The sequence below is a fragment of the Pseudoxanthomonas sp. GW835-FHT14C01 genome, assembly GCF_058793715.1.
Genome location: NZ_JBXAGB010000002.1, coordinates 1,370,516 through 1,389,654, shown reverse-complemented (window position 1 = coordinate 1,389,654; position 19,139 = coordinate 1,370,516). Strand labels below are relative to the sequence as shown.

Below are 19,139 nucleotides of genomic sequence, written 5' to 3'. Positions count from 1 at the left end.
CAAAGCAATTGGCAGAAGCTCAGCTACAGTAACCCCGGACTCCAAATGGTTCCGCTACTGAAAGCGGGGGGACGTCGAACCCACCAAGGCGGCAAAGAAAGCGCCTGCGCGCAAGAAGTCCAGCGGCTAATGCACCGGTGCGAATGATCCGCTTTCATGCTGGTGCCCATTGGCGATCCGATCCACAATTCCGGCCCCTCCTTCATACCGGCCACGACAAGACCGATATGCGTATCGGAGGCACTTGCCTGGAGGACGTGACAGGATCAGCGCCGCTAATCAGCGGCGTTCTGCTGTAAAAAAAAAGGGAGCCCCTGTCTGGTGTCATCGGGGCACGAGGCGCTGGCGTCGCTTCTGCGATGCAAGATTTGTTCCGCGAGCCCAGGCCCGAATATCGGGGGGTCAACTTAAGGGGCGACCGGCGTACTGAGGCCGCCTGGCGGAAGCGAGTGGGAGAATGGAGCCCGACTATGCGCTGGTGGCAGTCCTGGCTTCAGATACCTCGTCATTGTCTTGATCAGGACCGTCCAGATCCGCCAGTCGGTAGCCAGCCTGCTTGACCGTTTGCAACAGCGCCGGACTGAAGTCCCGGTCGATGGCACGGCGCAGGTTGTAGAGATGGCTGCGAAGCACATCCGAATCGGGCAGCTCATCCCCCCAGATCTCGCGTTCGATTTCTCGCCGGCTGACCACACGCGGTGATTCGCGCATCAGGATCTGCAACAGCTTCATGCCTACAGACGCGATGGCGATCGGTTTGCCCGCGCGGCGCACCTGTTGACTCATCGGATCCAGGGTCAGGTCCGCCACCTGCAGCACCTGGCCGCACAGTTCCTTGCGGTTGCGCCGGATCACGGCCTTTAATCGCGCCTCCAACTCCTGGGCGGAGAATGGCTTGGTCAGGTAGTCGTCGACCCCTTGTTCCAGCCCTGCAATCTTGTCTTCCAACGTGTCCCGAGCGGTCACCATGATGATGGGGGTGCCCATGCGATCGATTTCTCGCAGGCGTTTGACCACTTCCAGGCCATCCATCCGCGGCAAGTTACCGTCCAGCACGATGGCGTCGTACCGGTTCTCACTGGCCAGGCGGTAACCCTCCAATCCGTCCATGGCGTAATCCACGTCAAAGGACCGCGACTCGAGGTAGCCGCCCACGGTTTGGACCAGTGCGCGATTGTCTTCCACCAACAAAACGACCCCGGAACTTGGCATAGCTCACCTTCACTATTCAGTTTGGTGAAAATGCCGAAGGGGCTGTCAACACATCGTGAAGACAGCGGGCTCAATGAGCGTCGGCACCTGCGACTTCGTCCAACAGCTTGGGAACCCATGCGGCCAATTCACGCGCCAGGAACCCCACGCTACCGATTTCAGAACTCAGGAGCTCACCAGCTCGTCCATGAAGCCACACGCCCCAGGCACTGGCTTGTTCGACCGAGGCACCTCGAGCAATCAATCCAACGATCAGGCCGGCCAGTACATCCCCCGAGCCCGAGGTTCCCAGCCCCGTGCAACCTCCCCGGTGCACCCACAAGCGACCGTCAGCGGCCGCAATCCACGTGACGGGCCCCTTGAGCACTACCAGCACATTGAGGTTTGCAGCGACTTGGAGTGCGATCTCGGCGCCGCGAGTATGGACCTGCTCAATGTCGACATCGAGCAAGGAAGCCATCTCCCCGGCATGCGGGGTCAGGATAGGACAGTGGCGCAGGGCATGCGGCTGATGGAAGCCGGCGATTGCGCCGGCATCAGCGACCAACGGGCAGTCCAGGATCGGGCTCAGTCGCTTCACCATCGAGCGCAGTGACTGCGTGTCCTCCATGCCGGGACCCAGCAGGACCCCATCGGCTCGCGCCGCCGTGTGCTCCAGCGCGCTGCTGCTGGTGCTGGAGCCAGCCGCCGTTTTAGGAAGCGGCAGTACTTTTGCTTCTGGCAGCGCCAGCCCTACCGGCAATGCGATGTCTTGGGGCACGCCAACGGCCAACTTGCCGGCGCCGGCACGCAAGGCGGCCTCACCCGACAGCAACGCAGCGCCGGGCACGTGCAGGGATCCGGCAATAACCAGCACGCGACCGCGGTCCTCTTTGCTTTGACTGCCTTCAGGAGAGGGTAGGGGCCACGTCTGGAGCAACGCCTGATCGGTCTCAGTGGCGATGCCTGCGCTCATTTGGGTCCTGCCGGTGTGTCGGCAGCCACGGTGACCTCAGCGGTGGCCGCCAACTGATCCGGAACGTAGTTGGCCCGAATCAGCCCGAAACGTTGCCCATCGTCAGAGCCAAACCCGTACTCGGTGACAGAGCAGTTCGGTACGTCCGCCAGTTTGTCGATGTCCAGAATGGCTTTCTCATCCAGGCACTCAAGCAGATAGCGAAAGCAATTCACGATCACTTGGTGAGCGACGATCACCACCCGCTCGCCCACGTGATCCCGGCGCAACACCTCCACCACGCTACGCAGGCGCAGGATGACATCGCACCAACTTTCGCCACCCGGGGGCCGAAAATAGAACTTGCCCACCAAGGCACGTTGTTCAGCCAAGGCTGGGAACTGCTGCCGGATGCCTTGGACCGTATATCGATCCAAGATCCCGAACTCTTTTTCCCGCAGTCGCTCATCGACATGGATATCGTCCACGTCTGCCTTCAGCGCTTGAGCTACCGCCTCGCACGTCTGACGCGCCCGAACGAAGGGCGAGCTCATGAAGTGGGTGGGGCGTTGGCTAAGATTGAGCGTGTTAAACCAATCGGCAAGCGCTTGTGCCTGGCGTTCACCCAGCGCAGATAACGGCGTGTCGGCATCACGATGCTCAAGATCGATGAGGCTGGCACCGCTGAGCTCGGCCGCATCGCGTGCCACGTTGCCCGCGCTTTGTCCATGACGGACGATCCATAGCCGCTCAGGCCAATCGGTATGTTGAAGTCGCGGCATCCGGCTCCTCCTGCAGTAGCCAGAACCTTAGCGAGCGGCTTGTTAACGAGCTGCGCATGGGGCGCCGAGATAGGCTGTGGCAGTCGATATGTTCTGGAAATCGCGACGGTGAATCATCCAGCCCCATCCCATCCACTTCACACCCCTGACGGGCGATACATCATCATTGGCCAGCGACTCTGGCGCGCAACGAAACCGGTGCTGGCAATGCCAGTGCGACAGCGACTGACCGATGCATTGATGCAGGCGCGCCGCGCTGTCAAGGCCGCTCAGCGCAGCGGTGATTCCTCCGCATTGGCGAGCGCTCGGGCCGGCGTGCAAGCGGCCAAGGTGGCGCTGGGGGAGCGGGGGCCCGTCTGGTGGACCGACGTGGCCAAGGACTACAACCGCTATCTCGTCAAGAATACGCCTTACGCTTTTTGGTTTGAGCAGTTGCCTTGATGCAGCAGCTGTGACGGACTCACCTGGGGGTGCTACGCGGCGCCCATACAACGCATTCACGTCTGCGGGCATAGCGTGCGCAGCCATGATGAGTGCCCAGCAAATCGAAGACCGCTTGGCAGATGCGGAAAATCTGGTTCGCGGAGGCGCCGATATCGGCGATCCGACTGCGTTCGTTTCCGCGTTATGGCAATCGGTCTATGCCAAGGCGCCCATGGGAGCACGATCGGGCATCGTCAGGCGGTTAGCCGCACTGGCGCGAAGATTGGATGTGGACTTCACTTACGGTGCGTCCACGCGCCCTGCTGCGGTGGGGGCAAAAACGGCCTACCTGAGTACGGCGGGCACTGCTGGCCGTTCAGGTCTGTCGCACACGTCAGTGAAGAAATAGGTGACCTTTCCTGAGGGCGCTATGGCGGGGATCCCTGCTTCTACGTGCTACTGCGTTGCCGGCTCACTGCGATCGGAACGATACGCATGATCTTGGATGCCCGGACGGGGACGGTGCCCACGAACATCGAGGCCGACGTGTGCATCGTAGGGGCCGGACCTGCTGGGATCAGCATGGCGCGTCGATGGCTCGGTACTCATGTTCGTGTATGCCTGGTCGAAGCCGGTGGGTCTCGTCCTGAGTTCACCGGCCAGGCCGAGCGCGAGGACATATCGATAGGCCAAGCCGGTGTGGACCTGCTGCGAAGCCGCGTGAGCGCCTTGGGGGGCACCAGCCATGTGTGGGGCGGGGGTTGTATACCGATGGGCGGAGCAGATTTCGCAACCCGGGACTGGGTGCCGCATAGCGGCTGGCCATTAAGTTTTGATCAGCTACGTCCGCATTATTTGCAAGCGTGCGAAGTCTTTGGCATCGATCCCCACCACTTGCGCGAGGGCTCCTTCGCCTCGGGCGAGGATTTGGCCTGCGCCAGCTTGGGTAATGGAGATCTGCAGCACCTTCATTTTGTACGCAGTCCGACGTACTTCGGTGAAGTGTTTGGTGGCCAACTAGCGCGGGCCTCCAATCTCCAGGTGCTGCTGCATACCTACGCGCTGTGTTTGGATGCCAGCTCCGCCGCGGATCACGTAGATACGCTCACGGTGCTGGACCGGCCAGAGTTCTGTAGACACTCAGTCGCCGCTCTGCGCGTAGCGCCTTTCAAACTCTACCGGTGACAGTCCGCCAGCGGAACCATGCCGGCGGATCGGGTTGTAGAACATCTCGATGTAGTCAAACACGTCCGATGCCGCCATGGCGCGTGTCGGGTAGATCCGCCGCTTGATCCGCTCCTTCTTCAAGACGCTGAAGAAACTCTCGGCCACGGCGTTGTCGTGGCAGTTCCCGCGTCGGCTCATGCTCGGCACCATCCGGTGCGCTTTCAGGAACGACTGCCAATCGCTGCTGGTGAACTGACAGCCCTGGTCGGAGTGCACCATCACGCCAGGACCGGGCTTGCGCCGCCAAGCCGCCGCCACCAGTGCCTGCAGCACCAGATCGCTGGTCATCGTCGAAGCGGTTGCCCAACCCACGATCTGGCGCGAATACAGGTCCATCACCGCCGCCAGGAACAGCCAGCCCTCGTAGGTCCGGATGTAGGTGATGTCCGTGACCCAGACCTTGTTCGGTGCCTGTGGCCCGAAGTCCCGGTTGAGCACGTTGGCCACCACGCCCGCCGGGCCGCCGCGATGACGCGGCTTGCGGCCATAGCCGACTTGGGCACGCAGACCTTCTGCCCTCATCAACCGCAAGACGCGGTGCCGACTGCATTGCTCGCCGGCCTCGCGCAGGTCCAGGGTGATCTTGCGATAGCCATACACCGTGCCGCTGGCCAGCCAGTGGTGCTTGATCAGCCCCAGCAGACGCTGATCTTCGCGCTCACGAGCGCTGGCGCCATGGCGCAGCCAGGCGTAGTAGCCGCTGCGCTGCACGCCAAGCACCCGGCACATCGCCACCAAGCGGAACTCCCGGGCGTGCGCGCGCATGAACGCGTACTTCGCCCTTACCCCTTGGCAAAGTACGCGGCGGCTTTTTTTAGGATGTCGCGCTCCTCGGTCACCCGCCGCAGCTCAGCCTTGAGCCGTCGGATCTCGGCCGAGTCGCTCGGCGCAACCGTGGCTCCAGGGGCCGGTACCGTCTTCTTGGCCGCCTGCACCCAGCCATACAACGTGTGCTTGGGAATCCCGATCCGGGAGGCGACATCCACGACCGTGAAGCCACGCTCGATCACCTGCTTCACCGCTTCGGCACGGAACTCATCCGTGTACTGCTTGCTGTTGCCCATAAACACCTCGGTCATTGCCATGAATTATGGCAACCGGATGTCTACGAAAGGCTGGCCGGTCCATGCGCGTGCCCTCGGGCCAGACGTGCACAGTGGCCGCCAAGTATTTCGTGTTGGCTGGGGGAGGAGTTGAAAACGCGCGCTTGCTGCTGTTGTCCAACACGGTGGCACCCCACGGCTTAGGTAATGAGAGGGATCTGGTCGGCCGCTACTTCATGGAGCATCCCTCGTGCCGGTGGGGCGTTTTGCACACACCAAGTCCCGAGTCGATAACGCGGCCCTATGATCGAACGGGCGGCAAGGGTGCAAGGCCGTGCTTTCCCGAACTCTGCTTGTCAGAACGCGCCTTGAGGTCGTATCGCCTACTCAATGCGCGCGTACGGCCGTTTGCCGTGGAAGGGCCGGTGCCTGCGGGTTTGCAGGCGTTGCGCAACTTCCGGCGTGCCTTGCGCGCACCCTCCCACGATGAATCGATGGCCATCCACGGACCATTAGCATCGGCGCAGCCAACCGTGTCTGACACACGTCCCTCCCTGTCGCTGCGTGCGCAAGTCAACGCGCTTGCCACTGTGGCACGGCATCCCACCCATGTGATGCGCGCGTGGCAACGCAAGCGTCATGGCCGCTATCCGGTGGCGACCGAGCGCGTGGATGTCGTCGGATACTTCGAGCAAGCGCCCAACCCGGATAGCCGCGTGCGCTTAAGCCAGGAGCTGGATGCGATGGGGCAGCGGCGCGTGGAGCTGGACTGGCGCCTGACGCCGCTGGATTGGCACACGTATCGCTGCGCAGCCACCCTCTTTGGCGATGCACTCGCTAAGGCCAGTGAAGGCCAGTTCCAGATCGCGCCGTGGCTGTCGGAAGCAAGGAGCGAACCGGCCGCCCTTTACGGGACCGCGCATCATATGGGGACCACCCGCATGGCCCGCTCCCCCAACGAAGGGGTAGTCGACGTGCAGGCACGCGTCTACGGATTAGACAACGTGCATATCGCCGGCAGCTCGGTGTTTCCCACAGGTGGCTGGGCCTTTCCTACCTTCACGCTGGTGGCCATGGCATTGCGGTTGTCTGACCATCTTCATGCTTTGCTCTAGGCTCCGTGGACCACTCTCAGGATGCTAGGCCCGGGCGCCGCCTGTGGCCGATCGTCTGCGGTCGTCCTCGGATAGACTAGGTCCGTCAACGCGATATCGGTCTCCAGGCTTACAGCCTCGGAAGAACGCGTGTGAACGTAACTTTCGTGGATCAAACTTAGATGATGACCTCAGCCTCTGCGATGGATGCGGCCGCAGACCGCATGGAAAACGAGCGCGGCAAAATGGCCTTGGCGGCTGGCGCGGTGTTAGGGACGTGGCAATGGGACGTCAAGACCGATCAAGTGACAGTCGATGCGGCCTTGGCACTAGCTTTCGGTCTACCCCACGAACCGCCGCAGGGGACAGTGAACTTAAGCGATCTGATTGCGGCGGTACATCCGGATGACCAGGACGCGTTGAAATCGGCCATTGCACTGGCAATGCAAGTCGGTGGTCGCTACAGCCACCAGTACCGCATCAAAACCGCCAATGGCCATTGGCGTTGGGTGGAAGCGGTGGGTTGGATCAATCTTGATAGCCAAGGCAAAGCCAGCAGCTTTCCCGGGATCTTGATCGATATCGATGAAAAGCGGCGGTTTCAGCAGGAGCGCGATCACGCCGAGAGTCTACTGAACACCTTCGTCGAAGCGGTACCCGGCGTGGTGTATGCCAAGGATCGACAAGGGCGCTTGCTTATAGGTAATCGCGGCACCACCGAACTGATTGGCAAACCACCTGGCGAGTACATCGGAAAAACCGATGCCGAGTTATTGGAAGATCCCGAGCAAGCCGCTGCCGTCATGGGAGCCGATGAGCGGATCATGTCCACCGGCCTGGCCGAGCAATTGGAGGAAGAAGTTAGCTTCCCCGATGGTCGTCGTGCGTTCTGGCTTTCGACCAAAGCACCGCTGCTGGATGCTCAAGGTCAGGTCGTTGGTCTGATCGGGGCTTCGCTGGATATCACGGATCGGAAAACTGCCGAGGCTCAGCACCGGGAAACTCAGTGCGTTATCGACTGGCAGCTCGTGCGACCAACGATGCCATCTGGGATTGGCAGATGGCTGATGGCCATGTGATCTGGAACGAGGCCATTACCACGCTCTTTGGCCACCCGATCAACGAGAGTTCGGCTCAATGGTGGCTAGAGCACATCCATCCCCAGGATCGCCAGCGCATCGATGACAGCATCCATGCGGTGATCGAGCAGGGGGGCGAAGCGTGGTCGGCTGAATATCGCTTCGCCCGCGCCGACGGTACCTACGCTGACATCTTGGATCGGGGCACCGTATTACGCGGTCCCGGCGGCGCGGCCTTGCGCATGATCGGCGCCATGCTCGATCTAAGCGAGCGCCGCGCGACAAAGAGTGCTTTGGCCGAAAGTGAAGAGCGTCTGCGCTTGGCGACCGAAGCCTCTGGAATCGGCTTCTGGGACGTGGATCTGGTCCATGATGTGCTCATCTGGCCGGCACGTACCAAGGCGATGTTCGGCATCTCCGCCGACGCTCCGGTTTCTCTGGCTGACTTTTATGCCGGCCTGCACCCTGAAGACAGCGAAAAGATCGAGGAAGCATTTGCCAACGCTGCCGATCCGGACGAGCGCGCCCTCTACGATGTGGAGTACCGCACCGTAGGTAAGGAAGACCGCGTTATCCGCTGGGTGGCGGCCAAAGGCCGAGGCGTCTTTGAAGGCGATCGGTGTGTGCGGGTGGTGGGTGTCGCGATCGACATAACGGCGAAGAAGGATATTGAGACCCAGCTGCTCCAGCTCAACAACCAGCTTGAATCGCGCGTCCAAGAGGAAGTGGCCGAGCGGGCGAAGATGGAAGATGCCCTTCGTCAGAGCCAGAAGATGGAGGCGGTGGGGCAACTGACCGGGGGCATCGCGCATGATTTCAATAATATGCTGGCCGCGATCATTGGACCGCTGGATCTACTGAGTGATCGCATCAATCCTGACGATGCACGGGCGAAACGCTATGTAGACATGGCAATGGAGGCTTCCCGACGCGCAGCCCAGCTCACCCAGCGTCTGCTCGCCTTCTCCCGTCAGCAGCCCCTGCGTCCTGAGTCGCTGGATGCCAACAAGTTGGTGGCCGGCATGTCCGACCTGATCAGTCATGCGCTGGGCAGTAGTGTGCAGTTGGAAACCGTTCTCTCCGGCGGATTGTGGCGCACCAAAGCCGATCCCAATCAGTTGGAGAACGTGATTCTCAATCTGGCCGTCAACGCCCGTGACGCCATGCCCGAGGGTGGGCGCCTGACGGTCGAAACCGCCAACTGCTATCTCGACCATACCTACGCGGCAGATCACGCGGGCATTAACGCAGGCCAGTACGTGCTGATATGTGTTTCGGATACCGGAAGTGGCATGCCGGCCGAGGTTATTGAGAAAGCCTTCGATCCCTTCTTCACCACCAAGGAGGTGGGGCAGGGAACTGGGCTTGGATTGTCGCAGGTGTACGGCTTCGTCAAGCAGAGCGGTGGGCACGTCAAGATCTATTCCGAGTTGGGCAGCGGCACGACGATCAAGGTGTATCTGCCGCGACTGCAAGGTGCAGGTACTGATGCCGGCACGTCGGTGGTTTCCAATCCGCTGCCGCGTGGCGAAAGTCAGGAAGTTGTCTTGGTGGTCGAGGATGAGCCGGCGGTCAGGCAGTTTTCCGTGGACGCGCTCACTGCGCTTGGCTACCACGTCCTGGAGGCGGACAGTGCAGCGGCCGCACTGCAAATTCTGGAGACCGAACCGGGGGTCAGCCTACTGTTCACCGACGTGGTCATGCCTGTCACGAATGGACGCAAGCTGGCTGATGAGGCTTGCCGAAGGTGGCCGCATCTGAAGGTGTTGTTTACCACCGGCTATAGCCGAAATGCCGTCGTGCATAATGGGGTGCTGGACCCGGGCGTTCACCTGATCGTCAAACCCTTTACCGTGCAAGAGTTGGCCACGCGGGTGCGGGACGTGCTGGAAGGGAGGAGTTAACCCCTCGAAGGGCTCTCGACATGGCTTAGACACCGGCTACCGGACGATGTCCAAAACCAGCCGGAGTGAAGCATGGTCCTTCTACGAATATCAGCCGCATGCCTGATCGGCATGTCCTTTTCTGCAATGGCCGCCGAGCCCAGCCGTCCTATGGCGGACATGGCAAACAACAGCGCCACCAGCACGGGCGTGGCAGGGCTTCTGCGCGCCCAAGTGCTGTTGGATCGCGCTAACTTTTCGCCAGGGGAAATCGACGGTCAAGCCGGATCCAATCAAGCACGTGCGCTTCGAGGGTATCAGCAGGCCCAAGGTCTACCTGTCACCGGCGAACTGGACCAAGCGACCTGGACCGCGCTCAACGAAGGCGCGCCCGCTGCGGTGGTCAGTTACACGGTGACAGCAGACGACGTGGGCGGCCCTTATGGCAAAGTCCCCCAAGACATGATGGCTCAATCCAAGCTGCTGGCCTTGGGATACGAGTCCATCGAAGAAGCCTTGGGTGAGCGGTTTCATGTCGCGCCCGCGCTGCTCAAGCAGCTAAATCCTGGGGCGGATTTTTCCAAGGCAGGTACCAATCTATGGGTTCCCAATGTCGGTGACGTCGCCCCCTTGCCAAAGGCGGCCAAAGTGGTGGTCGACAAGTCCGATTCCACGCTGGCCTTAGTCGATGCCGGAGGCAAAGTGTTAGCCCAGTTTCCCGTCTCCTCGGGCAGCGAAAAGGATCCGTTGCCGCTGGGGGAATGGAAGATCGTCGGCACCGCGGTGAATCCGACATTCCACTACAACCCGGAGTTGTTCTGGGACGCCGATCCTTCCCATGCCAAGGCCAAGATTGCCGCGGGCCCTAACAATCCCGTGGGCACGCATTGGATTGACCTCTCCAAACCGCATTACGGTCTGCATGGTACTCCGGTGCCCGCTAGCATAGGTAAAGTCCAGTCCCACGGCTGCGTGCGTTTGACCAACTGGGACGTTAAGCGGGTGGCTGCGGCTGTTGCACCTTCCACCCCTGTCCGTATGCAGGACTAGCCGTGAAGTACGTGCTTGGCCTGGTGGTGTTGATCATCCTCGCGGTCCTTGTGTGGCCGGGCGTGAGCATCAGGCCAACGCCGCACGGACGGCCCGTTGAAGCGGCCCAATCGGGACGGGAAGCCATCTCACCCACGCTACCTGCTGCGCCAAAGTCACCTGCCCTCGTGCCGGATCGATCGCTACTGGCGGCTCGCGAATCTGAAACGCAATCCTCCGAGGGGGACGTCAACTCCCTTCAGATGCCAGTGCAGGGTGTCGTAGCAGAAGGGCTGACTGATACGTTCACCGATGCCCGGAGTGAGGGTCGATCGCACGATGCCATCGACATCATGGCCCCTGCGGGCACACCTGTGGTGGCTGTGGCGGCCGGCCATATCGAAAAGTTGTTCACCAGCGAGCGGGGCGGGTTGACGATCTATCAGTTCGAGCCTTCCGGGCGTGTGGCGTACTACTACGCCCACTTGCAGTCTTATGCCCCAAACCTGGTGGAGCAGCAGCAGATCAAGCGAGGGCAGGTGATCGGCTATGTAGGCTCGACGGGAAACGCCAGCCCCCAAGCTCCGCACCTGCATTTTGCCGTGTTCCTGCTTGGCCCCGAAAAGCGATGGTGGGAGGGGCAGGCGATCAATCCCTATCCACTGCTGACGAATCCTCGACCTTATTGAGGCGCGTGCTTTGGCCCGGATCTTGAGCTTTGAACAGGAAATCCTTGATGCTCGGGCCAAGTTGGTTCATGACGCAAAATGGCAGGAAATAATCAGCAGACTTGATTCTGCCATCGGAGCCGTCGGCCTCGTGGACCACAATGCGTAGAAACGCCACGCCACTCCCTAGGTCAAACCCGCGCACGTGTAGGCCTTGGTAGAGATAGCGTGCCTTTTCCATGCCGGCTTGGGGACCTGGCATCCCACGTCGTAACGGCAAGGTGGGGAGAGAATGTATCCGTAGCAGCCCTTGCTGCTTCCGGACAACGATTTCACCTACGGCTGATGTCGGGGCGCGTAATGGAGCACGCTGCGACTGCCGAGCCGCAATTCGGCCTCGGCTTCGTGGCGGGCGTAATCTTCTGGGGCGGCTTCAATACGGCGTTGGAGGCGACCAATACGGAAGCGTTCTGCACTAGCTGCCACGAGGTGCAGGACCAGGCATTCGAGGAACTTAAGACCGCCATCCAGTACGCCAATCGCTCGGGCGTGCGCGGCACCTGTCCCGACTGCCAAGTGCCGCACAACTGGACCGGCAAGTTTGCGCAAGATGCAAGCCTCAAAAGAGGTCTGGGGGCAGGATCTTCGGCACCATTAACACACGCGAGAAGTTCCTCGACAAGCGTCTGATCGTGGCCCCGCACGAGTGGAACCGGCGGAGGCCAACGATTCACTCGAGTGCCGTAACTGCCACGACCACGATTCGATGGACCTGACCCGCCAGGGATCACGTGCCGCCCAGCACGAGCTATGGCTCGGCGCCGGCAAGAAGCCTGCATCGACTGCCCGCAAGAGCGTTGCGCTTCAATTGCGGAACATGACAGGTGTACCGTAGGGCTAAGGCGGCATAGTGGGAGGACTCAACCGCGCACGCGGCACATAACCAAAATCATCTTTTGCGCATGAGCTGCGAAAGCGTTAGCTCTTGCTGCAGAGCGGCAATAGCAATCATACCCATTACTTTAGATCCGAAAAAAAGCCGAGGGGATGATGGGCGCGAGCAACGCTGTATGCATACCCAAGCACGATCGCGCCCAGTAGGAACCAGCCCCATCGCGGTAAGCCCGGTGGCTGATCACTGATCATGAATTGCCGACATGCAACAAAGAAGGCCAAAGCCACCATCTTTACGATGAGCCAGCCATTTGAATACATTGCAGCTGGCAAGATGGTAAGTAGCATCAGTGCTGCCGTCAGCAAAGTGAGATCGACCGTCCAACTGAGATACTTCATGAGTGCACGCACGTTTGCCAGAGAGGGTCTAGAAGCGGCTACAAATGAAGCCAAGAAAAAAGCACCGACCATTACCCCTAAGAAGATGTGGGCGGCTTTGATCTGCAAGTAGTAGTGGACCATTGAGCGAATCCTCGTACGCAAATGAGGGGAAACCATGTGCGCGTGCAGCATGAATTCACAATGATTTTACGAACTTTGCGCAGGATAGTGAGAGCCATCATCACCAAGGAGTGAACATGGACGCCACCAAGAAGCTTTGGCTGGGACTAGGCACGCTGCTGGTCGTGTCCTTTGCCGTACTGCTGTGGGCAGGAACCGAGATCTTCAGAACAGCGCCCCCTATCCCCGAGCGGGTGGTGGCGGAGGATGGCCGAGAGCTTTATACACGCGCAGACATCGAGCGGGGCCGCCAGGTCTGGCAGTCCATGGGCGGCATGCAACTGGGCTCCATTTGGGGGCATGGGGGCTATGTAGCACCCGATTGGAGCGCTGACTGGCTGCACAGGGAAGCGGTCGCGATTCTCGATGCTTGGGCCCCTGCAGCAGGTGCGGCCACTTACCGGGAATTACCTCCAGAGCAGCAGGGCATGCTAAGAGCCCGCCTGGAGCCATTGATTAGATCAAACACCTTTGATCCCAAAACGCGTGTCATCACGGTCCCCGACGTCAGGGCTGATGCGATGGCGAAGGTCGCCGCCCATTACGTGAGCTTGTTCGGCAACGATCCCGAGACGGTGGCGCTTCGGGAAGCGTATGCGATGAAGAACGATACGGTGCCCAATGAAACCCACCGTAAAGCCATGACAGCATTCTTCTGGTGGACCGCATGGGGGGCTGGTACGGAGCGCCCCGGTCCTGCTGGGGAATCGATTGCGCCGGTGCAGGCGGGGGTGTCGCCCCAACGTGTAACGTATACAAACAACTGGCCCAGCGAACCGCTGATCGGCAACCGCCCGCCACCCTCCCTGTGGGTCTGGTCCGCCTTTAGTGTGCTGTTTCTGATTGCTGGTATCGCGTTGCTGGGTTGGCATCACGCGCGTACTCGGGACGAGGACGAGCCGGCGCTACCGGCTGTAGATCCGTTAGCGACGCTGCGGATCACGCCGTCCATGCGCGCAACGGCTAAATATTTCTGGGTAGTGCTGGCCCTGTTCCTACTGCAAATCTTGTTGGGTGCCATCACAGCGCATTATCAAGTAGAAGGGCAGGTGGCGTACGGCTACGCGCTATCCGATGTCTTGCCCTATTCCATTACACGTACATGGCACACCCAGTTAGCAGTGCTATGGATCGCGGTGGCATGGCTGGCAACAGGCCTATATATCTCACCAGCATTGTCCGGGCACGAACCGAAGTTCCAGCGATTGGGCGTGAACTTCCTCTTTTTCTCGCTTTTGATCATTGTCGTGGGCTCCTTCACTGGGCAGTGGCTGGCAGTAATGCAAAAGCTCGGGCTGGAACACAACTTCTGGTTTGGCCACCAAGGTTGGGAATACGCCGACATGGGGCGGTTCTGGCAGTGGTATCTGTTTATCGGTCTGCTGCTTTGGCTAGTGCTAGTAGGTCGGGCGCTATGGCCGGTGTTGCGTGGCCCCAAAACCGAGACACGCACCGTAGTGGGCCTCCTGTTTTTGTCTACCGTGTGTATCGGCCTGTTCTTCGCTTCGGCACTGATGTGGAACGAACACACCCACATCTCCGAAGTGGAGTATTGGCGGTGGTGGCTGGTCCATCTGTGGGTAGAGGGCTTCTTCGAAGTCTTTGCGGCCGCAGTGATGGCGCTGATCTTCGTCAAGCTGGGTCTGGTCGGTCCGAAGTCCGCCACAACGGCGGTGATGTTCGCCACCATCATCTTCATGTCTGGTGGCGTCTTGGGCACCTTGCATCACCTGTACTTCGTCGGTACGCCCACCGCTGTGGTGGCCCTCGGCGCAAGCTTCAGCGCGTTGGAGGTCGTCCCCTTGGCCTATTTGGGTTTTGAGGCCTACCACACCTATCGTATGGGTAAGGCGACGCCATGGATGGATCGCTATCGCTGGCCTATCCTTTTTTTCATCGCGGTATCGTTCTGGAACTTGGTCGGCGCGGGCTTGTTCGGGTTCTTGATTAACCCGCCGCTCTCGCTTTACTACATGCAGGGTCTGAATTTGACTCCGTTGCATGGTCATACCGCCCTGTTTGGCGTATACGGCATGCTGGGTATCGCGCTAGTGTTGTTCTGCTTGCGCGGTTTGCGAGGTCAAATGCGATGGAACACAGGCGCATTAAAAGCCGCCTTCTGGTGCTTGAATATTGGGTTGGCACTGATGGCTGTGCTTACCCTGTTGCCCCTGGGGACGCTGCAGCTACTTGCCGCTATAGAACATGGTTATTCCTACGCTCGATCAGCCGAGTTTATGCAAAAGCCGATCGTGGAGATGCTGGTTTGGATGCGGGTGCCGGGCGATGTCATTTTCAGCGTGGGAGCCGTAGCGCTGGCGTGGTTCGTCTTGAGGCTCTGGGTATCCCCGGAGCCGCTGGACGTCCCCGGCGTAACAGAAAGGACTGATGGAAGGCCTTGACGAACAGAACGAACGGCGCAGACCGGCCGCTCGGCAGACAACTACAATCTGTCGTGCGGTCAGTGGTTCAAGAAGGATCTTTTCAAGCAATCATTACGTTGCTGGAGCAGTCGATGAGCAAGTACCTTGCTATCTACATCGGATCTTTGTCAGGGCACCAGAAGAACGAGCGCGGCGAGGTAGACAATGATGAAACGAGAAATCGCCGCGGCATGGAAGCTTGGGGGGCTTGGGTAGTGGAGCATGCGTCTGCTATCGTTGATCATGGCTCTCCTGTCGGCAGAACAATTTGCGCCTCGGTGGGCGGCATCTCCAATACCGAAAACAGGATTACGGCGTATACGATTGTTGAGGCAGAGTCGCACGAGGCGGCGGCCAAAATGTTCGAGAATCATCCGCACTTTTCCATTTTTTCAGGCAACAGTGTTGAGATCATGGAGTGCTTGCCGATGCCCAAGGGACCATAAGTGAAAACGTGTATGGCTGCTCGGATCCAGAGCGCCCGATCAGAGGCATCACTGACCCAGTCCCAATTGGCAGAGCATTTGGGTATTAATCGCAGTGCAGTAGCGCAGTGGGAGCGTTTGGATGGTGGCACTCATCCAAGAATTGAGCACCTGAGCGAAATTGCCGAACTCACTGGCGTGCGATTTGAATGGCTGGCTACGGGCCGAGGCACACAGCATGCACGTCGGCGGGGGCAGCGGCCCACTCTGCTATCCGAGCAAGCCAAGAGTGAATTTGAGGCAAGATGTCTGACGTTGCTCAGGCGGCTGCCAGAGCGCCAGCAAGCCTTGGCCACTCAGCTATTAACCGAGTTAGCCCGCGGCTGAAATGAGGGTGCTTTGCCGGCAGTCCGTCAAGAACTCTGACTAGAATGTTAAGGGAGCTAGGACTACTGTTTGACTAGGTCATCCCTACCGTCAAGTTCTCGTATGGCCAGTATAAGTTCCACTACGAGGTCGGGTTGTTGAGTCCGCTGCCCACCTGCCAGAGAAGTACTTTTCCTGCGCCGCGGTCTATCAAGAGTCGGACGGCGATTTATTGACACCATCGTTCGCTACGTGGCACGGAATACCCGCCGACGAGGGAAAGCAAGCGGGCGCCAGCGTTAAAGGCTCGAATCCTAGGGCAGCCTTGTTTTGAACTCGGCGACCAAGCAGGGCGCCGCCAAGCAAGCTGCTATCCCCGCGGGTATCCACAGTGCCCGGTATTCCAGGCTATCGATCACCAAGGCACAGACAACGCCACCCAAAAGAAAGCCTGAGATCACGGTGCAACTCATGACCAGTCGTCTGCGGTTAGCGGGTATGCCCCTCAAGGAACGGCCGAGGAAGATGCCCAGGTCCGTGAACATGCCGGACACATGCGTGGTTCGAACCACTGAGCCGCTGTAACCGGTGACGATGGAGTTCTGCAGTCCACAGGCGCCTGAAGCCAAGTAGAGGCCGCTGAAGTTGTCCCCCTCAAGCAGCAACGGAGCAAAGGAGAGCAAGGCGGCCGACAGACCTAGGGCTGCCCCCTCCTGCCAGCCAAGCTTGAGCTCGTTGTCACGCATGATCAGTCCTGTGACGGCGCAACCGGTAACGAACGAGACCAACATCATCGAATAGTGGATGGCTGCGGCCGGGCTACCGTGAGCCAGTGAGATGCCTAGCAACGAGGTGTTGCCCGTGAGATGAGTCAGGCCCTCGTGCTGGAAGCTGATCAGTCCGACGGCGTTAGTGGCTCCAGCCGCGAAGGCTAGTAGCCAGATGCCCGGCCATATCCCCCTCTCATCCGTAACGAAATTGCGGTCGATGGTGGACATGCCAGATCGCGTGCTCAACCGGCGGCGCGAGCCCAGCTGGGTGCTTGCCAAGCGTAAGTGCGGCGAGGTGGGGCGGGCACGACGGGCGGGATCAGATCTTCACGACCGCAGGCGGCGGCGATAGCTCTCTGCCGCTGGAGCACCCAACGAGCGGCCCAGCTCCTACCGTATTCCGCCCGTCGCACCGCCACTTGATGCAGGCCTATGCCGGGTGCTTCCAGCAAGGTATCCACTCGCCAGCCCGACCCGACCGGAGCCACCTTCACTAGCGGGTGTGAATCAAGGAAGAGCGTAAACTCATCCCGATCTTCCTGCCAGCGGAAATCCGGTGGCAGCTTGTTGCTGACGGTCATGACAGTCTCCGTGAGGTAGGCTGTAAGAACGTGGAGCATTGCCCGTGGATGTGGCGTCAACGTCAGGCGCGGCGGTGGTTGAGAGACATCACGTGCGACGCTGATAAGCGGCGCGCACCTTGGAGACATGCAAGTTGCCCGGCACATGCCAGCGCCATGGATGCTCCACGCCTTTGGATATGCCAATGCGCGGCGTCGCGGCCGGGGTAACCGGCGGCGGAACGCCATCATCCATTAACCAGATACCGTGATCGCGAGCAACAAGATCCGCACCATTGAGTTCGCCTGTGATACCTAGCGCCTGCGCCAGGCGCCCTGGGCCGCTTCCCAATTCTCGATCGCCTCGCAGGTGGCCACGAGCCTGGCGAATCGCATCCACGCACTGAACCGGCTCAATGGCACGCAACAGTACGCCCACCCCCTCTCCGACACCTCCGCACACCGTATTGGCGCACCAGTGGATCCCATAGCTGAAGTACACGTACAGATGGCCCGCCGGCCCGAACATGGTGGCGTTGCGTTGCGTTTTCCCCCGGTAGGTGTGCGCAGCGGGGTCAGCGGCCCCACAGTAAGCCTCCACTTCCACGATACGGCCTGCGCGGCCGTCAGCGACCACGACCAGTTTATTAAGCAGGGCAGGGGCGACCACGCGAGGATCACGTTGATAGAAATCCCGGGGCAACGGCACGCCCATTACGACCCCGAGAACGACGCTGTCGCGGGATGGGCCGCGATCACTGCGGCGATCTCCTGCTGATGACACCGCGCCCAGCGCGTGAGCCAGGCCTTTCCGCGCTGCAGGGAGGGGACGGCAATACGCGAAGGAGGATCGCCCATGGGCGCGAGCTGATGCGTCAGGGTTCGCACCACCCATGCGTGACCCGCCGGCTCAACCTGTGCCAAAGGCACGTGGTCCATCGTGAGCACCACGCGGGCGCCCTCGTCGCGCCAGGTGAATTTGGCGGGCAGTGGAGTGTCGCCTGTCACCGATGAGTTTCCTAAGCGAGATTCACGGCCACGCTAGGGATGCACGCGTGGACACGTCGTCAACTGACCATGTCCCTGAAATGCGACCTTCTGAGGTAGCACCGTTTAAGCCTCCGCAAGTTATCTGCGTCGACGTTGTCTTCACTTCGATCAAAGACCAGAAGCATTGCCAAACGAACACAAACCGCTTGTAGATAACCCAAATACTGCTTGCTACATCATTTTATAGCGTCTTGATAGTTTCGCCGCCGGCGTTGGTCAGGGCATCACTGGCGCGGTCGCGTTGGTCGGTATCCATGGCATGTACGATGACCGCTGAGCGGCCGTCACGCAGCGCGCTCTTGACCGCGTTCACGTAGGGCGAGTGATCCGGGCGCAATGTGACGAGCCCCCCGAGCATGGCACCGAAGACGCCGAAGAAGGCGACGATCACCACGGCCGAGAGGACCGGGGAGTTGACTACCGCGGCAATACCAGCGCCGCGTAACAGGCCGTAAGCCAAAATCCCGACCACCAGCCCAGCGAAGGCCATCTTGTAGTGTGCAATCAACATGGTTCGGAAAATGCCGTGGCTTTCTGGCTCCAATTGCCTACCGAGGTGCGCATCGCCTGGCGTGACGACCCGCACTCGACCAGGTGTGAGATGTAAGTCACCCGTCAGTCGCGCGGCCGCATTGCGCGCGCCCGTCGCATCGCGAAAAATTGCCGCGACTTTGCTGTCGGAAACTTCGCCGGTCAGCGGGGAGAAAATACTCATG

The 19,139-nt window shown here is 60.2% G+C and carries 24 protein-coding genes; 13 read left to right on the top strand and 11 right to left on the bottom strand.

Translation table 11 applies throughout. The features are described 5' to 3' along the window. Nucleotides 1-468: 468 nt before the first annotated feature. The 3 genes from AC1Q5B_RS13300 to AC1Q5B_RS13290 form a co-directional block, all read right to left on the bottom strand. Nucleotides 469-1,212: a response regulator transcription factor gene (locus tag AC1Q5B_RS13300; RefSeq protein WP_062351788.1), complete on the bottom strand. Its 744-nt coding sequence runs from the start codon at nucleotides 1,210-1,212 to the stop codon at nucleotides 469-471. 70 nt (nucleotides 1,213-1,282) lie between these two features. Continuing rightward, complete coding sequence (locus AC1Q5B_RS13295; protein ID WP_062351786.1) at nucleotides 1,283-2,167, bottom strand: NAD(P)H-hydrate dehydratase; 885 nt, start codon at nucleotides 2,165-2,167, stop codon at nucleotides 1,283-1,285. Beyond that, nucleotides 2,164-2,928 carry a histidine phosphatase family protein gene (locus AC1Q5B_RS13290; RefSeq protein WP_492632053.1) on the bottom strand — a complete coding sequence of 255 codons (765 nt, stop codon included), beginning with the start codon at nucleotides 2,926-2,928 and terminating at the stop codon, nucleotides 2,164-2,166. Before AC1Q5B_RS13290 ends, AC1Q5B_RS13295 begins: the two co-directional genes overlap by 4 nt. A gap of 108 nt (nucleotides 2,929-3,036) precedes the next feature. On the opposite strand from AC1Q5B_RS13290, the gene AC1Q5B_RS13285 reads away from it, so the two are divergent. From AC1Q5B_RS13285 to AC1Q5B_RS13275, 3 genes are all read left to right on the top strand, one after another. Continuing rightward, nucleotides 3,037-3,369, top strand: coding sequence for a hypothetical protein (locus tag AC1Q5B_RS13285; RefSeq protein ID WP_062351782.1), 333 nt, complete (start codon nucleotides 3,037-3,039; stop codon nucleotides 3,367-3,369). A gap of 88 nt (nucleotides 3,370-3,457) precedes the next feature. Then, on the top strand, nucleotides 3,458-3,760 hold the full coding sequence (locus tag AC1Q5B_RS13280; protein ID WP_492632052.1) for a hypothetical protein: 303 nt from the start codon (nucleotides 3,458-3,460) through the stop codon (nucleotides 3,758-3,760). Nucleotides 3,761-3,846: 86 nt separating this feature from the next. Beyond that, nucleotides 3,847-4,536, top strand: coding sequence for a lycopene cyclase family protein (locus tag AC1Q5B_RS13275; protein WP_492632051.1), 690 nt, complete (start codon nucleotides 3,847-3,849; stop codon nucleotides 4,534-4,536). Here AC1Q5B_RS13275 and AC1Q5B_RS13270 read toward each other — a convergent pair. Continuing rightward, nucleotides 4,492-5,642, bottom strand: a protein-coding gene (locus AC1Q5B_RS13270; RefSeq protein WP_229767007.1) for an IS3 family transposase whose coding sequence is annotated in 2 segments (ribosomal slippage) — nucleotides 4,492-5,396 and nucleotides 5,396-5,642 — 1,152 coding nt in all. Because the reading frame shifts where the segments join, the coding sequence is not laid out codon by codon here. The genes AC1Q5B_RS13275 and AC1Q5B_RS13270 overlap by 45 nt on opposite strands. Before the next feature lie 62 nt (nucleotides 5,643-5,704). Between AC1Q5B_RS13270 and AC1Q5B_RS13265 the strand changes: the two genes are divergently transcribed. From AC1Q5B_RS13265 to AC1Q5B_RS13245, 5 genes are all read left to right on the top strand, one after another. Next, entirely contained in the window at nucleotides 5,705-6,736 is a 1,032-nt protein-coding gene (locus AC1Q5B_RS13265; RefSeq protein WP_492632050.1) for a GMC oxidoreductase, read from the top strand. A gap of 161 nt (nucleotides 6,737-6,897) precedes the next feature. Further along, nucleotides 6,898-7,794, top strand: a complete 897-nt coding sequence (locus AC1Q5B_RS13260; protein ID WP_492632049.1) for a PAS domain-containing protein — start codon at nucleotides 6,898-6,900, stop codon at nucleotides 7,792-7,794. Further along, the gene (locus AC1Q5B_RS13255; protein WP_492632048.1) at nucleotides 7,722-9,698 is read left to right on the top strand and encodes a PAS domain-containing protein; all 1,977 of its coding nucleotides are present in this window, start codon (nucleotides 7,722-7,724) and stop codon (nucleotides 9,696-9,698) included. The genes AC1Q5B_RS13260 and AC1Q5B_RS13255 overlap by 73 nt, the downstream gene beginning before the upstream one ends. 72 nt (nucleotides 9,699-9,770) lie before the next feature. After that, nucleotides 9,771-10,727, top strand: a complete 957-nt coding sequence (locus AC1Q5B_RS13250) for a L,D-transpeptidase family protein (RefSeq protein WP_062351776.1) — start codon at nucleotides 9,771-9,773, stop codon at nucleotides 10,725-10,727. Between the two features lie 2 nt (nucleotides 10,728-10,729). Then, nucleotides 10,730-11,395, top strand: a complete 666-nt coding sequence (locus AC1Q5B_RS13245; RefSeq protein WP_083537685.1) for a M23 family metallopeptidase — start codon at nucleotides 10,730-10,732, stop codon at nucleotides 11,393-11,395. Here the strand turns inward: AC1Q5B_RS13245 and AC1Q5B_RS13240 are convergent. After that, nucleotides 11,355-11,615, bottom strand: coding sequence for a hypothetical protein (locus AC1Q5B_RS13240; RefSeq protein WP_157074075.1), 261 nt, complete (start codon nucleotides 11,613-11,615; stop codon nucleotides 11,355-11,357). The genes AC1Q5B_RS13245 and AC1Q5B_RS13240 overlap by 41 nt on opposite strands. A 119-nt stretch (nucleotides 11,616-11,734) precedes the next feature. Here AC1Q5B_RS13240 and AC1Q5B_RS13235 point away from each other — a divergent pair, with 119 nt between their 5' ends. After that, complete coding sequence (locus tag AC1Q5B_RS13235; protein ID WP_269746979.1) at nucleotides 11,735-12,064, top strand: NapC/NirT family cytochrome c; 330 nt, start codon at nucleotides 11,735-11,737, stop codon at nucleotides 12,062-12,064. A gap of 16 nt (nucleotides 12,065-12,080) precedes the next feature. Continuing rightward, nucleotides 12,081-12,269 (top strand): NapC/NirT family cytochrome c, encoded by a 189-nt coding sequence (locus tag AC1Q5B_RS13230; protein WP_407071467.1) that lies wholly within the window; start codon nucleotides 12,081-12,083, stop codon nucleotides 12,267-12,269. Between the two features lie 122 nt (nucleotides 12,270-12,391). Here AC1Q5B_RS13230 and AC1Q5B_RS13225 read toward each other — a convergent pair whose 3' ends face one another. Beyond that, on the bottom strand, nucleotides 12,392-12,790 hold the full coding sequence (locus tag AC1Q5B_RS13225) for a SirB2 family protein (protein WP_062351773.1): 399 nt from the start codon (nucleotides 12,788-12,790) through the stop codon (nucleotides 12,392-12,394). Nucleotides 12,791-12,906: 116 nt separating this feature from the next. Here AC1Q5B_RS13225 and AC1Q5B_RS13220 point away from each other — a divergent pair, with 116 nt between their 5' ends. The 3 genes from AC1Q5B_RS13220 (at nucleotide 12,907) to AC1Q5B_RS13210 (ending at nucleotide 16,064) form a co-directional block, all read left to right on the top strand. Beyond that, complete coding sequence (locus AC1Q5B_RS13220; protein ID WP_062351770.1) at nucleotides 12,907-15,231, top strand: nitric-oxide reductase large subunit; 2,325 nt, start codon at nucleotides 12,907-12,909, stop codon at nucleotides 15,229-15,231. 113 nt (nucleotides 15,232-15,344) lie between these two features. Then, the gene (locus AC1Q5B_RS13215) at nucleotides 15,345-15,698 is read left to right on the top strand and encodes a hypothetical protein (RefSeq protein WP_062352020.1); all 354 of its coding nucleotides are present in this window, start codon (nucleotides 15,345-15,347) and stop codon (nucleotides 15,696-15,698) included. A gap of 12 nt (nucleotides 15,699-15,710) precedes the next feature. Then, the gene (locus AC1Q5B_RS13210) at nucleotides 15,711-16,064 is read left to right on the top strand and encodes a helix-turn-helix transcriptional regulator (protein WP_083537683.1); all 354 of its coding nucleotides are present in this window, start codon (nucleotides 15,711-15,713) and stop codon (nucleotides 16,062-16,064) included. A gap of 293 nt (nucleotides 16,065-16,357) precedes the next feature. Here AC1Q5B_RS13210 and AC1Q5B_RS13205 read toward each other — a convergent pair whose 3' ends face one another. The 5 genes from AC1Q5B_RS13205 to AC1Q5B_RS13185 form a co-directional block, all read right to left on the bottom strand. Beyond that, nucleotides 16,358-17,041, bottom strand: a complete 684-nt coding sequence (locus tag AC1Q5B_RS13205; protein WP_062351768.1) for a YoaK family protein — start codon at nucleotides 17,039-17,041, stop codon at nucleotides 16,358-16,360. Between the two features lie 14 nt (nucleotides 17,042-17,055). Beyond that, a complete protein-coding gene (locus AC1Q5B_RS13200; protein WP_157074074.1) occupies nucleotides 17,056-17,394 on the bottom strand; it encodes a hypothetical protein in 339 nt (112 codons plus the stop codon). A gap of 88 nt (nucleotides 17,395-17,482) precedes the next feature. After that, nucleotides 17,483-18,088: a DNA-3-methyladenine glycosylase gene (locus AC1Q5B_RS13195; protein WP_083537682.1), complete on the bottom strand. Its 606-nt coding sequence runs from the start codon at nucleotides 18,086-18,088 to the stop codon at nucleotides 17,483-17,485. Beyond that, nucleotides 18,088-18,381, bottom strand: coding sequence for a hypothetical protein (locus tag AC1Q5B_RS13190; protein WP_157074073.1), 294 nt, complete (start codon nucleotides 18,379-18,381; stop codon nucleotides 18,088-18,090). Before AC1Q5B_RS13190 ends, AC1Q5B_RS13195 begins: the two co-directional genes overlap by 1 nt. A gap of 223 nt (nucleotides 18,382-18,604) precedes the next feature. After that, nucleotides 18,605-19,138 carry a hypothetical protein gene (locus tag AC1Q5B_RS13185; protein WP_062351764.1) on the bottom strand — a complete coding sequence of 178 codons (534 nt, stop codon included), beginning with the start codon at nucleotides 19,136-19,138 and terminating at the stop codon, nucleotides 18,605-18,607. Nucleotide 19,139: the final 1 nt, after the last annotated feature.

Coding starts and splice junctions, on each gene's coding strand:
- AC1Q5B_RS13300 (WP_062351788.1), bottom strand. CDS start 1,212: ATGCCAAGTTCCGGGGTCGTTTTGTTGGTGGAAGACAATCGCGCACTG.
- AC1Q5B_RS13295 (WP_062351786.1), bottom strand. CDS start 2,167: ATGAGCGCAGGCATCGCCACTGAGACCGATCAGGCGTTGCTCCAGACG.
- AC1Q5B_RS13290 (WP_492632053.1), bottom strand. CDS start 2,928: ATGCCGCGACTTCAACATACCGATTGGCCTGAGCGGCTATGGATCGTC.
- AC1Q5B_RS13280 (WP_492632052.1), top strand. CDS start 3,458: ATGAGTGCCCAGCAAATCGAAGACCGCTTGGCAGATGCGGAAAATCTG.
- AC1Q5B_RS13275 (WP_492632051.1), top strand. CDS start 3,847: ATGATCTTGGATGCCCGGACGGGGACGGTGCCCACGAACATCGAGGCC.
- AC1Q5B_RS13265 (WP_492632050.1), top strand. CDS start 5,705: ATGCGCGTGCCCTCGGGCCAGACGTGCACAGTGGCCGCCAAGTATTTC.
- AC1Q5B_RS13260 (WP_492632049.1), top strand. CDS start 6,898: ATGATGACCTCAGCCTCTGCGATGGATGCGGCCGCAGACCGCATGGAA.
- AC1Q5B_RS13250 (WP_062351776.1), top strand. CDS start 9,771: ATGGTCCTTCTACGAATATCAGCCGCATGCCTGATCGGCATGTCCTTT.
- AC1Q5B_RS13240 (WP_157074075.1), bottom strand. CDS start 11,615: ATGGAAAAGGCACGCTATCTCTACCAAGGCCTACACGTGCGCGGGTTT.
- AC1Q5B_RS13235 (WP_269746979.1), top strand. CDS start 11,735: ATGGAGCACGCTGCGACTGCCGAGCCGCAATTCGGCCTCGGCTTCGTG.
- AC1Q5B_RS13225 (WP_062351773.1), bottom strand. CDS start 12,790: ATGGTCCACTACTACTTGCAGATCAAAGCCGCCCACATCTTCTTAGGG.
- AC1Q5B_RS13220 (WP_062351770.1), top strand. CDS start 12,907: ATGGACGCCACCAAGAAGCTTTGGCTGGGACTAGGCACGCTGCTGGTC.
- AC1Q5B_RS13215 (WP_062352020.1), top strand. CDS start 15,345: ATGAGCAAGTACCTTGCTATCTACATCGGATCTTTGTCAGGGCACCAG.
- AC1Q5B_RS13210 (WP_083537683.1), top strand. CDS start 15,711: ATGGCTGCTCGGATCCAGAGCGCCCGATCAGAGGCATCACTGACCCAG.
- AC1Q5B_RS13205 (WP_062351768.1), bottom strand. CDS start 17,041: ATGTCCACCATCGACCGCAATTTCGTTACGGATGAGAGGGGGATATGG.
- AC1Q5B_RS13200 (WP_157074074.1), bottom strand. CDS start 17,394: ATGACCGTCAGCAACAAGCTGCCACCGGATTTCCGCTGGCAGGAAGAT.
- AC1Q5B_RS13195 (WP_083537682.1), bottom strand. CDS start 18,088: ATGGGCGTGCCGTTGCCCCGGGATTTCTATCAACGTGATCCTCGCGTG.
- AC1Q5B_RS13185 (WP_062351764.1), bottom strand. CDS start 19,138: ATGAGTATTTTCTCCCCGCTGACCGGCGAAGTTTCCGACAGCAAAGTC.